This window comes from Paenibacillus sp. FSL R5-0923 (assembly GCF_038009145.1).
Taxonomy (GTDB): Bacteria; Bacillota; Bacilli; order Paenibacillales; family Paenibacillaceae; genus Paenibacillus_AQ.
This window is the reverse complement of record NZ_JBBPAT010000001.1, coordinates 3,071,024-3,084,544: the sequence shown is the minus strand read 5'-3', so window position 1 is coordinate 3,084,544 and position 13,521 is coordinate 3,071,024. Positions and strand designations below refer to the sequence as shown.

Below are 13,521 nucleotides of genomic sequence, written 5' to 3'. Positions count from 1 at the left end.
ACCCCCTTTTTATCCAAAATAGACCCCAGCTTGTAGAATACAGTTTGCATACGGCTTAGCTTCACCCGTGCGAATAATAACCTTAGCCTGCATCGTCAGCTGCTTAAATTGCTCATGTGAATATGCTTCTATCGGTATTTCCTTAAATTTATTATTCAAGTATTGAGAGGTGACTTTATTATCAGTCTCTAATTCCTCTGCAACGATCACCTTTTCGATGACCATATCCTCCGAAATGATATCAACGATATCTTGGAAGCTAGGAACCCCTAGTTTAACCGCCAAATCAATCTTCGGAACACCTGGTGGAACTGGAAGCCCCACATCTGCGATGACAATTATATCAGTGTGGCCTAAGTCAGTAAGCACTTTGGAAATATGACTGTTTAATATCCCTTGTTTCTTCATAACTAAAGATTCGCCTCCACTTCTGCTCTTGTCGGCATGCCACCTTGTGCACCAAATTTAGTAACGGATAAGGAAGCCGCTCGATTGGCAAACTTTACACTATCCAGAATGGAGCTGCCTTCAGCTAAAGCAACTGCAAATGCCGCATTAAAAGTATCTCCAGCACCTGTCGTATCTATAGCGTTAACTTTGTAAGTAGGAACCAGAACTTCTTGTTCTCCATCGTAAAATCGTACGCCATTGCTTCCCTCAGTGATAAACAGCTTGTTTGGATATTTCCGTAAGGCATCTGTAGTACTCATCCCAGGGAATAAAATCGTACATTCATGTTCATTAGGTGTCAGATAGGCGGCATTTTCTATAATCGCGTCACTAATGGGACGCGCAGGTGCCGGATTAAGCAGCATAGGGATATTAAATTTATGACAAAGTTCGCTTACAAAAGACACCGTTTCTTCGGGTATTTCTTGTTGGATTAGCACCATATCAGATCCTTTAATAGCATCAAGTGCTCGCTCAACCAAAGCAGGAGTAACTGAATCATTAGCTCCTTTTACAACGATAATACTATTATCACCTTCTGCTAAAATGATGTGAGCAGTACCGCTTTTGGTATGTGTAACCGGTTCCACATTGGTGGTAAGAACCCGATTTCTCTTAAGATTCTCCATGATCTCCGTACCATAGAAATCTTCACCTACACAACCAACCATCATAACTTCTGCCCCTAAACGCGAAGCAGCTACGGCCTGATTCGCTCCCTTGCCTCCTGGAACGGTAGCGAAGCTCTCTCCAAGAACAGTTTCTCCTGCGTGAGGTCGCTTAGATGAGGTTACCACCAAATCCATTGAACAACTTCCAATTACACAAATCTTAGCCATGTCCATCAACCTTTCTTATGTTGTCATCTATTCTTTACTTCTTGTTGTTTCCCGCTCCACAAAGCTGACGGGTAATTGAATGATTTTATCTTCTACTTTATCTTGCTCAATTAACTTAATAAGTAAACCAGCCGCTTCACGGCCCATGTCATGAGCAGGCTGACGGATAGTGGATAACGAAGGAGACAACAGGCTGCTAAGTGGGATATCATCGAATCCAATGATTTGGAGATCCTGTGGCACTCTTTTACCTAAGCGATGTGCTTCATGAATAACTGCTGTCGCCACGATATCATTACTGGCAATTACGCCGTCTGTGTCTATATATTTATCAAATAACTCTACAGCCCATTGTTCCGCTTCCGTGTGGGAGAAAGATGAAGTCTGGATTACTTGATAAGTGATTCCCATTTCATCAAGTACTTCAATCGCACCTTGAAATCGATCCTGCGCCGGTTTAATATGCGCCGGTCCTTGCATGACTGTAATCTTGGTGCTTCCCCGTGCAATGATTTCTTGAGCAGCAAGGCGTCCGCCTTTTCTGCCATCTGCATATACGGAGGGACTGTCATTAGAAGTACGGTCAAGAAATACAACCGGAATTTTTAAATTAGAATAAATATCTTTCTCAGGAAAATTAGTGGATGAGATCATGCCAATGACATTATTTTGGATAAAGGTTTGAATATAATCCAATTCCTTTTCCTCGTTCTCATCACTATTACCAAAGATTATCCGATAACCATGCTCCTGCATCTGATCTTCTATCCCACGTGCTAATTGCGGGAAGAATGGATTCGTAATGTCAGGTAATAGAAGTCCGATTAATTTGGATTTCCGTTTATACAAAGACCTTGCAACCTCATTAGGGGTATAATTCATTTCTTTGATTGCTGCCTCAACCTTTTTTCGAGTATCGATATTCACATAACCAGAATCATTTAACACCCTAGAAACGGTTGCCACCGATACTCCAGCTATTTTAGCAACATCTTTAATCGTCATCATCATTCATTTCATCCCCCAATGTGTAACCGGTTACATGTATTACATTAACTAGATTATCATAAAACCGTTTTCATTACAAATTTTTTTTCGTTCCAATATATAACAAAAGATATCGATTGAACTCGCTATCCTTTGTGAGGCTAATAAACCAGTTCACAATCATGGTGTTCCCAGACATCAAATAAATTACCATCCAGATCTTCAAATACAAAAAACTTCCCATACTCACCTTCATCGCTAATGTTTCCGACTTTCACATCTTCAGAACTCAAATTGTTATGAAGTGATACGACAAATGTTTCACAAACCAAGCTGCAGATTTCTCCAAGTCTTTAACTGGGATCACATTATATGCAATACCTAAAATTCTTCCAACCTCCATCGAATACCTCCTTGACCTTAGACTTTTGTCTACTAAAGATCTCTAAAGTCTTTTATCAGCAAATCGATTTAATAGTTTGATTGTATTAAAATGCATCCCTTCATGGTAAAGCGTGAAATTTATGAATTCTCCGATTGTATTTAAAGTTAATCCACTACCCGTTGTAAGAGGGGTTACTTGCTCACTTAAGCGATTGTGCATAGCTTCCTGAATACGTTTGGGTTGCTCCGAAAGCATCTCAATTAACACTTCAAGTGTTGGTGGTTTCTCGCTCCACTCTGCAGGTTTAGTACCTTTTGCAAATAATCGTTCAAAGCTTTCCGGCAATTGCATAAGCTCCCTAGCGGAATGAAAAGCGAACTTCTCTTGCACCAAATAAATATGTCCCAAGTTCCATCTAACGTTGTTATTAAAGCCCTGTGGAATGATATCTAGTAGTTCCTCGGAAAGTTCTTCAACTGCACGAACAGTAACACTACGTACAAATTCAATTTGTTTGAACACGATTGGCTCCATCATGGCCCCTCCTATTTTTTATCCATAGTTTACCATGCACGACAACCGAATCCTAGCAGTTAGTACGAATTGTAAAATATTCCTTTACAAAAGAAAATGAATGGTTTATTTTAACATTAAGTCATCATTAAATATTAGTCGTATCATCCCAACATTTAAATTCTATAACGAGAAATATCGGAGGTTATGATGGAAGATAACATGAAAGACACCTTACTTTCGAACATAAAATTTGCGTACAACGAAGCTTTGGAATTCATTGTTTCTATGGGAATGATTGCTTGTGAAGAGCAGTTGCTTAAGGCAGCTGAGGATTACAAACTTGAAATGGACCCACAAGCGTTGTCTTATCATAAAGATGCACGAGCACGGTTGTCACCTCACTCCTACCGAGAACTTCAGTTTTTTTTCCAGTACAACTTTTTTCATAAAGCACTCGATTTTGCTTTCTATGAATCCATTTGCACTTGTCCAGAACCACAAACAGCTGAAGCATGGATAAATCGACTGGAAAAGAGTCCTGCAGAAAAGGTAGTCGCTGAAATGGTATATGGTGTGTATTACGATAAATTAGATGAGTTGCTAGAAGGAAACGATTGGGAAATCGTCAAGAAGGATACCCGCTTAATGGCTGAGCTTGTGGCAAGAACAAAACCGCAGCTGGATGTGATTGAAGCGCAGGGGCCATTACTAGAGTGTCTTGCTTATCCCGAAGAAACTAAGCTACGTTATATGCAGCTCTTAAACCAGTTCTACAAGGATGTCTTTTCACTTTGGAAAGAGGAGTTAAAAAGGGAGTCTGAACAAGCCTCTCAGCGTTATGAAGGTTTGTTCCTAGCGAATCCTGAAAGATTCATTCGTGATATCAACAAAAATGAACCTGCAGTTTATGATGTTCCCACTACTTTTCATGTCAGCTTTTTCTCACAAGTTGGGAATCATGTTCTCTTCTTTTACGCAGGAAGTTCCCGTATCGCTTGGGTTATATTCGGCATTTTTAATGACCATGTATTCGGACCTGCTGCTGATCGAGAGAAAACTGAACTTTTTTTAAAAGCATTCTCGGATAAACGACGTTTAGACTTCTTGCTGCTCTTAAGGAATCGCCCTCACTATGGACAAGAAATTGCATCAGCACTTGGCATAACGCCCGCGGCAGTAACTTATCATGCCAACTTCCTATTCTTTTTAGACCTTATCGAACTAAAAAGAACCGATCATCGATTATATTACCATCTTCGAATGGATAAATTGAGAGAATTACTTGCCGTCACCACAAAAGTCATGCTCGATGAGGAACCTCCTATCTTTTAAGTGAACCACAGCAAATTAAAACCATAGTGGGGAGGGTCTAAATTGAATGGATCTACAAACATAGAAGCAGACTCGATCAAAAAATCCAAAGTAGTTTCTAACACTTTTATGCGTTTACTGAAACTTGGAAAACCCTATTTAGGCTGGTACCTCATATTATGTCTCTTAGCTGCCGTCGTTTCCCTTGCAACAGTTGGGATAGCCGAATCTTTACGACGTATAATCAACGCTGCTACGAATCAGAACATGTCCTTTTTGTTGTCTGGTGCTATCTTTGCTCTAATAATCGTTATTGTAGATGCTTTAGCCAGCTTCTTATTGACTTACTTATCAGGTGTGCTTGAATTCAAGTCGACCTCCAAGCTTCAGGTATCACTGCTAGCTAGATTATTAAACGTACAGATGAAAGATTTGGATCGTTATCATTCTGCTGATCTCATTAGTCGTATCAATGATTCTGCCCCAGCTGCTCAGCAAGGTATCAATCAGAAGACCATCGAGCTATTCAGTAATCTGATGCAAATTACATTTCTCCTAACTTATCTGCTCTCACTCCAATATGTCTTAACGCTCGGAACTATATTGATTTGCTCGCTTGTTCCACTTGTGATGATTCCCTTCACTTCCCGCCTACGTTCCATGCACGAGCAAAGACAGCAAATTGAAACCGCTCAACAAATGTTTATTCAAGATACGGTACAGGGTGCTGAGGTTGTGCGTGCCTTCTCCCTTGCACCTAAGCTGCATAATCAATTCACACAACGTGTTAGGCAATATTTCAACATTCATTTACCTGTCACACGCTTAGAAGCTGTGGGCTATAATATGCCCTTTGCCGTTATTCTTAGTGGATTGCTATATGTTCTCTCCTACGGCGGATATCTAGTTATCCAAGGGAGATTGGATGTGGGAGCAGTGGCGGCATTTCTGATTTGTTTCGAGCAAATTACAAACCCTGTATCAAAGCTGGCTAATCTATGGACAGAATTACAAGCCTCGCTGGCGCAAGGTAAACGATTGTTTGAAGTCATTGATTTACCAGAAGAAGACGCAAGCCGTGAATGTAATCAGGAAGATTCTCATAAAGAAATGCCGATGAATAACAACCAAGCAATTAGTGGCTTGTACCCTATCACCTTTGAGAATGTAGGTTTTCATTATGGTAATCATCAAGTATTAACTAACGTTAATCTAACCATAGAACCAGGTAAAGTAACTGCGTTTGCCGGTCCTAGTGGCAGTGGAAAAAGCACCCTCCTTCAATTAATACTCGCAACCTATGAACCTAATGAAGGGGTCATCCAATCTGGTAAGTTGCCGTTAAGCAGCATTCCCCCTCGGTCTTGGCGTAATCATTTGGCTTATGTTTCTCAAGAGCCTTATCTGTTCACTGGAACCCTATATGAAAATATTGCATGGGGAAGACCTGACGCAACCTATGAAGAAATTATTAAAGCAGCAAAAAGTGCGGGGATACATGAATTTATTATGAGAACCCCCCTTCAATATCAGACTTCCATTGGGGAACGGGGCCATACCTTATCTGGCGGTGAAAGGCAGCGACTATCTATTGCCAGAGCGTTTGTCCGAGCGCCTAAGCTTCTCCTTCTTGATGAACCCACAGCTGCACTTGATAGCCATAATGAGGAGATTGTCGGCCAGGCCCTGCAAGAACTCATGCATGATCGTACAACGGTTGTTATCGCGCATAGACTATCTACCATCAGAGATGCAGATCACATTTATTATATGGAGGCGGGTTCTATTGTTGAAGCTGGGACTCATCTGGAGTTAATGACTTTACAAGGACAGTATTACAATATGGTTGAAACCTCAATGAAGAAGGCTGATATTTCTACTCTGGTCAGGGAGGTAGAGATATGAATGAGATGGAATCCAAGAATCTAAAATTGGGGTATGCTCTGCGTAGATTAATCTCTTACGCTAGCCCTTATCGAATTGGATTTATTGTGGCTGTACTCCTGCTCTCTGCTAAACTCGTAATGGACATAGGATTTGCAGCCATTCAGCAAGTATTTATTGATACGATCAACAACGCCAATATGGATGCATTAACACGTATAACTGTAATCTGTGCCATTGCTTGTGTCATCATTATCTGCTGTCTTATGGTGCAGCATTACTTCCGCTTTGTTATGCAAAGTCGGATGGCTTGGGATATTCGTGCGAAGCTGTTTGACAAAAGTCACCGACTTCCATTCCGTTACCTTCAGTCCATGCATTCAGGTGATTTGACTTCGCGTAACACTAAGGATGCAGGGATGGCCATGGGGATGATAAACAGCATCGTATACGATCTAGGCTATAATCTACTTCTCTGTTTCATTTCCTTTCTATATTTGGCTAAAATGGATGTCTGGATCGCCCTGTTAGCTCTTGGATCGGGTCCCCTTGTTTTTCTTTCCGGACGTTTCTTTGATCGCAGATTACGAAAATTATCTACTCAAATATATGCAAAAGAGGCGGAATTACGAGGAATCTTACAAGAAACGCTTCAAGGAATGAAGGTCGTAAGAGCCTTTTCGCTTGAAGAAACTCTCTTAAATAAATATGCGTTAGAACGTGAGAAGTTAAGAAGAATGCAGCTGCGAAAATCACTTCTAAATGGTCTCTTATGGCAATCTTCTGCCTTTATCAACAATCTCGTAATGGTGACATGCGCCGCTTTAATTGCGTTATCAGCTCTAAGTGGCGGAACCTCAGCAGGTGAAGTACTCGCTTTTATTATTTTGATGGGTAGAGTTCAATGGCCTTTTGTCCATATGTCTCAAACATGGGGAGGTGTCCAGGAGGCTTTAGGTGCAGCTGACCGCGTATTCGCTATACTTGATGCACCTGATGAAGGAGCTACTCATCCTTTGCCAGAATCCAGCTCATCAACATTTGCTTCCGTAGAGGTAGCTGCATTACAAATAGAGGATGTCCACTACAACTATTCGGGTAAAACGGATAATGAAGCCTCCCTATTTACAGGGCTTAATATTCATATACAACATGGAGAAACTATCGCGGTTGTCGGGCCAAGCGGGTCAGGGAAGACGACGCTCGTTCGATTATGTAATGGACTTTATGAGCCTACTGCAGGAAGCATCACGGTTTATGGAAAGTATGTACATGATCAGCTTGAAGAAGCACGTGCAATGATTACCTATGTTCCCCAAACCCCTTATTTGTTCTCAGGAACTATACGAGACAATATCGCCTTCAGTTCTAGTACAGCTAGCGAAGAGGATATTCGAGATGCCGCTCGGCTCGCAGGTGCAGAAGAGTTTATTACGAAGATGCCCCATGGTTATGACACTATCCTAGGTGAACATGGATCGACTTTATCTGGTGGACAAAGACAACGCATAGCCATTGCCAGAGCTTTTCTTCGTGATGCTCCACTCCTACTTCTAGATGAAGCAACTTCCGCACTCGATAACGAATCTGAGCGAATGATTCAGCAATCTCTTGATTTGTTAATGAAGAATCGAACCACATTGGTTATTGCACACAGACTATCCACCATACGTGAAGCATCTAGAATTATCGTATTAAATCAGGGTTCGATTGTTGAGGAAGGTACACATGAGTCTTTATTAGAAATGAATGGGCTATACTCACAATTATATAACATTCAATTTAAATCTTCTGAAGCAGAAGACATTAGTGCACCTGAGTTGCTTCAATTACATTCCAATCTTTGATCTCAGTTCAATGCATACATCGTAATTCATAAGTTATTTTAATCAAGGTGTATGCGTTGGAACCGAGTATAAGTTATCCTCTTCTTTTAATCGTTTCATGACGAGCTTAATAAATGACTGGATATAGCTTTCTTGAAGCTCTTTCTTTCTGTGGCTCATCCATATCGAATGCTTAGAGACTACATTTTCCACTTCGACCTTGGCTAACATACCCTGATCAAGATAAGGCTTTGCTAACAACGAAGATACAAAACTAATCCCATAACCGGCAATCACGGCTTGAATAACCTCATTTACTCCATTAAATTGCAGTTCGATCTTCGGTTGTTGTACCTTTCTTTCTTCACATAATTGTACAATTCTCTCTCTGGCTGCACTACCTTCCTCCCTCATAATAAATGCCTCAGCCATCACTTCCTCAAAGCTAACCTCCTGCTTGGCTAAAGAATGATTTGAAGAAACTACGAACACATACTCGTCCTTGTACAACTCACGATGTTCGAACACCCCTGTATGATGAGAAGGAAACGCCATATCACTATAAATCGCCACATCTGCTTCAAAGTTATTTAATTGTTCCATGACTTCATGAGAATTAGCAGTAGAGATCTGAATTTTAACCTCCGGAAAAGATTGTTTGTATAATGATGCCCACCGGGGGATGAGTATGCTTGTGGCCAGGTAATTACCTGCAATCCTAATATGGCCCGCAGGAAATTTATGATAATCCTCAATAATCTGCTGTACCTGTTCACCCATAGCAAATAACTTTTCAAGTGGTTCGATCAGTTTTCTCCCAATCGGTGTTAGCACCATTCTCTTTCCTATGACCTCTAATAATACGATATTATTCTCCCGTTCAAATTTGCGGATCTGCGCTGATATAGCGGGTTGACTAATGTGCAAACGTTCGGAGGCTTTGGTCACACTCTCTGTTATCGCAACATAATAAAACAATTTTAATACATGATAGTTCATCCTGATTTCTTCCTAACTATATAAAATATAATCATATTTAACGGACCTTCGGCTTTCTTATTATAACTATACATTATGAATATTAACTATTATATATTGTTTATTTATAATTATTTATCTTATACTTACAACTATTCAAAAGGGAGGTTTCGTTAATGAAAGAGACAGTATTATTTCTAACCCGTCACGGGCAGACCGAATGGAATTTGCAGAAAAGAATGCAAGGACATCAAAATTCAGCGTTAACAACCTTGGGTGAACAGCAAGCGGAATGGTTGAGAGAACGTTTGGAAGGTGAGAATTTAGGAGCCATTTATTCTAGTACTAGTCCAAGAGCATTGCATACTGCGCAGATTTTACGAGGAAATCGGAGTTTACCGATTCAACAGCAAGCTTCATTAATGGAAATTAACATGGGCATTTGGGAAGGAATGAACACAGATCAGATTGAACAAGAATATCCATTACAGTACACCCATTTTTTCACCAGACCTGATCTTTTTATTCCTCTAGCCCCAGGTGAGACCTATAGTCAGCTTGAACAAAGAGTAACGCCGACTATTGAGCGTATCATTAACGATAATGAAGGACATGAGGTACTTATTGTCACGCATCGGATGACCCTGAAAGTCATTATGGCTCATTTTCTCAATAAATCATTGCAGGAATTAGGGGAACTACCGGATATTCTCTCTACAGCATTGTGTAAAGTAACCCTAACTGACAACAATACAACTATCAATCTGTACGGCGATACTTCACATTATCAATGAATCCTTCTCAAAAATAAAAAAGGAAACTCCGATTTAAATGGGGTTCCCTTTTTAGACTTCAATTTTAAATTTCCACACTTTTGATTGTAAAGCTGCGGACCTTCATCCATTTTCCTGAAATAAATTCGTCAATTGTTTTCGTCTTCGGTCTAACACAAAAACGATGCTTGCTCCCTTTATCAAAACCAACCGCTTCAAAAATCAGGCCGTCACCTATTTGCTCCTTAAAGAACACTTGCTTAAGTCCCAATCTATTTAACATTTCAAGCTTTACACTTTCGATATATGTGCGTGAATACTCCTTAGACATATGTGTTCCTCCTAGTAGTGGTAGTAATATTATAAGTTCAATATTAAGAAAATCAACTGAAGATCACATAATCACAAAAAGAAAAAAGCCAACCCATAGTCTATGGATTGGCTTCTACTGTATAAGTTGATTACGAAATTATTTAACTTCTGTTGTTCCAGTCACTTTTCCATCAATAACAGCTGATGTTTTCAGATCTTCGCTTGCGAAATAGAGGTTACCATCAATAGTGGCGGTTTCAGGCAGAGTAAAGCCTTTCGCTTCTACATAAACATCGCCTTTAATCGTTCCGCCTTCAACTTTCAAATTCTCACTTTGTACTGTAAACTTTGGTACGGTTAGTGTATAAGTAGCAGTGATCTTGTGATCAGCATCTTGCGAATAAAGGGCAATCTTACGGTAGATGTCGCCATCTGCGGCTCCTTTATTTCGGAATTCTCCAGCTACAACAACCTCATCAGAAATCGTTACATCATTTAGAATCGCAACAATCCAGTTTCCATCTTTGCTAACAGCCTTAGTAAACGCATCTGCTTGATTCACGATCGAAGCTGTAGTGACAGCATCTGTCTGCTCAGCAGCCGGAGCTGAAGTTGCCGCCGAATTGTTTGCTTTATCCTCATTTGCTCCACAACCTGCCAATACTGCTACCGAAACCCCAGCCACTAAAATCATTTTAAATAGTCTCATTTTCGATTCCCCCTAATTTTGATTATGAATTAATTATATATTAAAATTCTTAATAATTAAGTGAATAATTTCACAAATTTGTGTCAATATCTAAAGCGGTTTCACAGCGCGCTCTCTTCCCGACTAAGATTCGTTCCCATGAGTCACACCTCTTCTCGCTGACTGATTTAGCTTCTTATATCTATTTACCCAAATTATAAAAATGAACACAAGCATCATTTGCTTCTTGGTATAAAGTCAATCGTTGACTCTTTTCAAGTGTTAATGATAATATTTGGAAATAAATATCTCAGCAAGGGAGAAGTTTACTGGTGAAAAAGACTACAATGAAAGACATCGCGCTACAAGCTAATGTCTCCGTTGCGACTGTAAGCTATGTTCTGAACCGCGTCGATAACCAAACCATTCCTGAGAAGACCCGCAATCAAATTCTGTCACTTGCCGAAGAACTTCATTACATTCCTAATCTAGCAGCCCGTTCGCTTGCCAATAAAAAAACGGGATTAGTAGGGGTACTTGTCCATAATTCTGCTTATATGCCACCTTGGAAACTCTATGCCCAATTCACATTTATTCGTGCTTTGGAACAGCGTTTAACGGATGCCGGATATCATACGCTGCTATATTCTCTTGGTACTGACCATCCTTCTCTGAATATCATCGTTGAAAGAAAGCTCGAAGCCGTCTTTCTGATCGATGTGCACGATGAATCCTTCTATTCGATTTCCAAACATTTTGTAGAAGGTATCCCCTTGATTTTGATCGACAGCATGATTGAAGATAAGCTGTTTAAGCAAGTTCTTTACAATTATCGTTCAGCTCTACGGAAGGTAATGCCGGAGGATCTTTCACAGGTTTGTTTAATTATGGAGAGCTTCAATAACTCCCTGCTCACTAACTTTATCCAAGATAGTCTTCCTTTACCTGAGAAAGCAATATTCAAAGTTCAAAATATGGAAGAATTGAATACAATCTTATCGGAGGGGATCTACAAAGAGGCCATAGTTATTAATGAGTTTATCGGAAGTTGTGTTGAAAAATCCGGGGTATTCGCACGTCTTTCTGTTCTATGTACCTGTAATTGCCCAGAAATGCTTGGAGAAGACGTTCAGAAATTCATATTCACTGGGGATAAATCAGCCACTGCTTTTGAACTAATGCAGGAGTTGTTACATCGTCCTGACTACTCCAAACAAGAGAATAATCGTTATTTTGTTGATTAATTTTTTTTCGATATTCACTTAAGCGTTTAAGTCGAGAGGAGAGTTACCCATGACAGATCCTGTATTAGCAAAACATGCATCCACCACCGCTCAATCCTATCCAACCCTTTGGGGAAACCGGAGATTTATGCTGCTACTCAGCTCCTATTCCATTTCTTTGTTTGGAAATACCTTTCACAGCATTGCTTTAAGTTTATGGGTACTTCAGACGACCGGAAGCGCTAAAATGATTGCCATTATTACGATAATCAATCTATTGCTCAGTTCTTTACTCGGATCGATAGGAGGCACACTCGCAGACAGGATCAATCGCAGAACCATTATGTTAATCACTGATTTGATAAGCTGCGGTCTAGCAGTTACGCTTGCTCTGACCATTTCCATGTCTTCTACATCATTCATTATCGTGGCCATATTAACGGGACTTACGACAGTCTCAGCATTATTCCAATCCCCTGCGTATCAAGCTTCAATTACCACTGTAGTTGGAAAAGAACATGTGCAAAAAGCAGTCGGGATTCTGAACCTGTCGGAGAACATCTGTAGGACGATTGGGTATTCGGCTGGAGGTATTTTTGTAGCAAGTTTTGGAGCGACAGATGCCATATTATTTGATGGAGCTACATTTTTCGTTTCCTTTCTACTAGTTCTTGCTGTCCGCTCCCTTCCACTCCCAAACCGAGTGAATACCGGACCTAAAGAAGAAAGAAAATTCACACAGGATCTTGCGGATGGCGTTCGTTATATTTGGAGATACCCCTTCGCCCGAGCAATAATCATCATGCTTCCTACGCTCACTTTGTTCTTTATGCCTTCACTGATGCTAACGCAAGTTATGGCCGTCAAAGTATGGAATTCTAGTCCCTTTCAGTTTGGACTCATGGAAGCCTGCATTCCTCTAGGTTATATGATTGGTTCCAGCATGATCTTGTTTCTCGGCTCCAAATTAAAGAATCGCGGCTTCTTTATCATGACTGGACTGCTGTGTCTGGGTCCCCTGTACCTCCTGTTATCGTTCGTCACTACTGCTAACTTAGCCATTCCCATCATTCTTCTAATTGGCTTTATGTTCTCATTCTGTACATTGCTGATAAATACAATCCTCAGACTGGAAGTTTCGGAGGATATACAAGGTAGAGTCTTCGGTGTACTTGGCTCCATTATGAGTGTAGCACCCTCAATTGGTCTTACAGCTGTTTCATTCCTGTCCGATCACTTCAGTCCAGCCCCTGTCATGGGTTCCATCGGAGTCCTGCTACTACTGTTTGCTTTATTAACCTTGTCCAAGTTAAAGGTGATTCGTAATTATAAGTAATTTTAGAACATAT

13 protein-coding genes are annotated in these 13,521 nt (G+C 40.4%); 6 read left to right on the top strand and 7 right to left on the bottom strand.

Features of this window, described 5'->3' with window-relative positions; genetic code table 11:
* Positions 1-9: 9 nt before the first annotated feature.
* From rbsD to MKX35_RS13725, 4 genes are all read right to left on the bottom strand, one after another.
* Positions 10-408, bottom strand: coding sequence for a D-ribose pyranase (gene rbsD / locus MKX35_RS13740; protein ID WP_076300503.1), 399 nt, complete (start codon positions 406-408; stop codon positions 10-12).
* 2 nt (positions 409-410) lie between these two features.
* Entirely contained in the window at positions 411-1,289 is an 879-nt protein-coding gene (rbsK, locus tag MKX35_RS13735) for a ribokinase (RefSeq protein WP_076286604.1), read from the bottom strand.
* 27 nt (positions 1,290-1,316) lie between these two features.
* Entirely contained in the window at positions 1,317-2,297 is a 981-nt protein-coding gene (locus tag MKX35_RS13730; protein WP_076300554.1) for a LacI family DNA-binding transcriptional regulator, read from the bottom strand.
* A 424-nt stretch (positions 2,298-2,721) separates the two neighbouring features.
* A complete protein-coding gene (locus MKX35_RS13725; protein ID WP_305953493.1) occupies positions 2,722-3,198 on the bottom strand; it encodes a DinB family protein in 477 nt (158 codons plus the stop codon).
* 183 nt (positions 3,199-3,381) lie between these two features.
* Between MKX35_RS13725 and MKX35_RS13720 the strand changes: the two genes are divergently transcribed.
* Genes MKX35_RS13720 through MKX35_RS13710 form a run of 3 tightly spaced genes read left to right on the top strand, consistent with a single transcriptional unit; the run spans position 3,382 to position 8,219 of the window.
* A complete protein-coding gene (locus MKX35_RS13720; protein ID WP_143759557.1) occupies positions 3,382-4,509 on the top strand; it encodes a helix-turn-helix domain-containing protein in 1,128 nt (375 codons plus the stop codon).
* Between the two features lie 42 nt (positions 4,510-4,551).
* Positions 4,552-6,393, top strand: a complete 1,842-nt coding sequence (locus MKX35_RS13715) for an ABC transporter ATP-binding protein (RefSeq protein ID WP_076300505.1) — start codon at positions 4,552-4,554, stop codon at positions 6,391-6,393.
* Positions 6,390-8,219: an ABC transporter ATP-binding protein gene (locus MKX35_RS13710; protein WP_076300506.1), complete on the top strand. Its 1,830-nt coding sequence runs from the start codon at positions 6,390-6,392 to the stop codon at positions 8,217-8,219. The genes MKX35_RS13715 and MKX35_RS13710 overlap by 4 nt, the downstream gene beginning before the upstream one ends.
* A gap of 42 nt (positions 8,220-8,261) precedes the next feature.
* Here MKX35_RS13710 and MKX35_RS13705 read toward each other — a convergent pair whose 3' ends face one another.
* Positions 8,262-9,197, bottom strand: coding sequence for a LysR family transcriptional regulator (locus tag MKX35_RS13705; protein WP_076300507.1), 936 nt, complete (start codon positions 9,195-9,197; stop codon positions 8,262-8,264).
* Between the two features lie 155 nt (positions 9,198-9,352).
* Here MKX35_RS13705 and MKX35_RS13700 point away from each other — a divergent pair, with 155 nt between their 5' ends.
* Entirely contained in the window at positions 9,353-9,970 is a 618-nt protein-coding gene (locus tag MKX35_RS13700) for a histidine phosphatase family protein (protein WP_076300508.1), read from the top strand.
* A 64-nt stretch (positions 9,971-10,034) separates the two neighbouring features.
* On the opposite strand, the gene MKX35_RS13695 is transcribed toward MKX35_RS13700, so the two are convergent.
* Positions 10,035-10,280, bottom strand: a complete 246-nt coding sequence (locus MKX35_RS13695) for a hypothetical protein (RefSeq protein ID WP_042189863.1) — start codon at positions 10,278-10,280, stop codon at positions 10,035-10,037.
* A 138-nt stretch (positions 10,281-10,418) separates the two neighbouring features.
* Positions 10,419-10,970 (bottom strand): polymer-forming cytoskeletal protein, encoded by a 552-nt coding sequence (locus tag MKX35_RS13690; RefSeq protein WP_076286598.1) that lies wholly within the window; start codon positions 10,968-10,970, stop codon positions 10,419-10,421.
* Positions 10,971-11,281: 311 nt separating this feature from the next.
* Here MKX35_RS13690 and MKX35_RS13685 point away from each other — a divergent pair, with 311 nt between their 5' ends.
* Both MKX35_RS13685 and MKX35_RS13680 read left to right on the top strand, forming a co-directional pair.
* Complete coding sequence (locus tag MKX35_RS13685) at positions 11,282-12,193, top strand: LacI family DNA-binding transcriptional regulator (protein WP_076286597.1); 912 nt, start codon at positions 11,282-11,284, stop codon at positions 12,191-12,193.
* A 49-nt stretch (positions 12,194-12,242) separates the two neighbouring features.
* A complete protein-coding gene (locus tag MKX35_RS13680) occupies positions 12,243-13,508 on the top strand; it encodes an MFS transporter (protein ID WP_076300509.1) in 1,266 nt (421 codons plus the stop codon).
* Positions 13,509-13,521: the final 13 nt, after the last annotated feature.